Here is a 1,488-nt window from a genome sequence, read left to right on the forward strand (position 1 = left end):
CTCCCGCGAACGGTCAGTCGTTTATCTGCTGGAACATTAACGGCAATGAAATGCAACCCGGCGATATGGTCCTGATCGAAGCGGACACGACAGTGGCTGCGGTCTTCACAAACGATGTTGTGTACTACATTGAAAGGTCATGGAACGGTACAGCAGTCGTTGAGACAAAAAAGCACTGTACCGACTATGAGCTGCTGCACAGCTCCAACTCGAGCTGGTATACGATCGGCCAGGAGGGCAAAACGACCTGGTATGTCGCGCAGGGCAATATCACGATGAACGGCACGACGCTCACCGTCCGCGGCGACGTCAGGATCATTCTCTGTGACGACGCTGACGTCAAGATCAAGGACGGAATCGAAGTAAAGACCGGTTACTCCCTGACAATATACGGTCAGGCCGGTGACACGGGCAGGCTCGATTCCAGAAACAACGACGGAGACGCGGGTATCGGTTGTGGTCCGAACAGCGGTGTCGGTGATATCACGATCCACGGCGGAGTTATCGAAGCCCACGGCGGAAAATACGCGGCTGGCATCGGCAGCGGTGACGAGAGACAGATGGGCAGCCATATTACTATCTACGGCGGCGATATCAAAGCATACGGCGGCGCCTACGGCGCCGGCATCGGCAGTGGTGATGAGACCGGCGGTGATAACGGCTATATCGACATCTACGGCGGCACGATCTATGCCAAGGGCGGCACTGACGGTGCCGGCATCGGCGGTGGAAACGAAGGCAACGGACGCCATATCACGATCTGGGGAGGTGAAGTCACCGCTGAATCCAGAAACAATCAGGCATCCGGCATCGGAGGCGGTGATGACGGCGGTGGTGGATATATCACGATCAACGGTGGAGTTATTCACGCAAAAAGTGATTATATTGGCCCTGGTATCGGAGGCGATACAAACTGCGGCACAATCATCATCAACGGCGGAAATGTGACTGCAGAAGGTCAATTTGGTGCAGGAATCGGCGGAGCTCGGGATGAAAACCTTGTAAAAGGCTCGATCACCATCAACGGCGGAACGGTGACTGCAAGGTGTTTGGCGGATGGGGGTGCAGGAATCGGCTCCGGAGCATGCGATCAATACCAAAGCGGAGGAGACCTGCGTATTCCGATCACGATCAACGGCGGAACGGTAAAGGCGACCGGAGGATCGAATGCTGCCGGCATCGGTTCCGGTCAGGACGGAAATGTTACCGGACAGATCACGATAACAGGCGGGTATGTCGAAGCCACTTCAGTTGAAGGCGCCGGTATCGGCTCTGGTGGGGGGGTTTGGGGCTTTGGCGGAGAAGTGGAAACAGAGATCAAAATATCCGGTGGCACCGTTATCGCATTCTCCCAAAATTGGCAGGCGATCGGACACGGCATCAACGGCGGTGGCAAAGGCGCGGAACTCTATGACACTGCAAAGGTCACGGCGGGCAACAGCTCAGGTGCAGCAACAGTGCAGACTGCCGATAAACGTTCATACGGCC

1 pseudogene is annotated in these 1,488 nt (G+C 56.1%); it reads left to right on the top strand.

What is annotated here, in order from left to right:
* Positions 1-1,488 (top strand): annotated as a pseudogene (locus BLT02_RS17460) (carbohydrate-binding domain-containing protein); the annotation flags it as partial.

Origin of the sequence: Sarcina sp. DSM 11001, from assembly GCF_900101015.1 — a bacterium.
In the GTDB taxonomy this organism is placed as follows: Bacteria; Bacillota; Clostridia; order Lachnospirales; family Lachnospiraceae; genus CAG-791.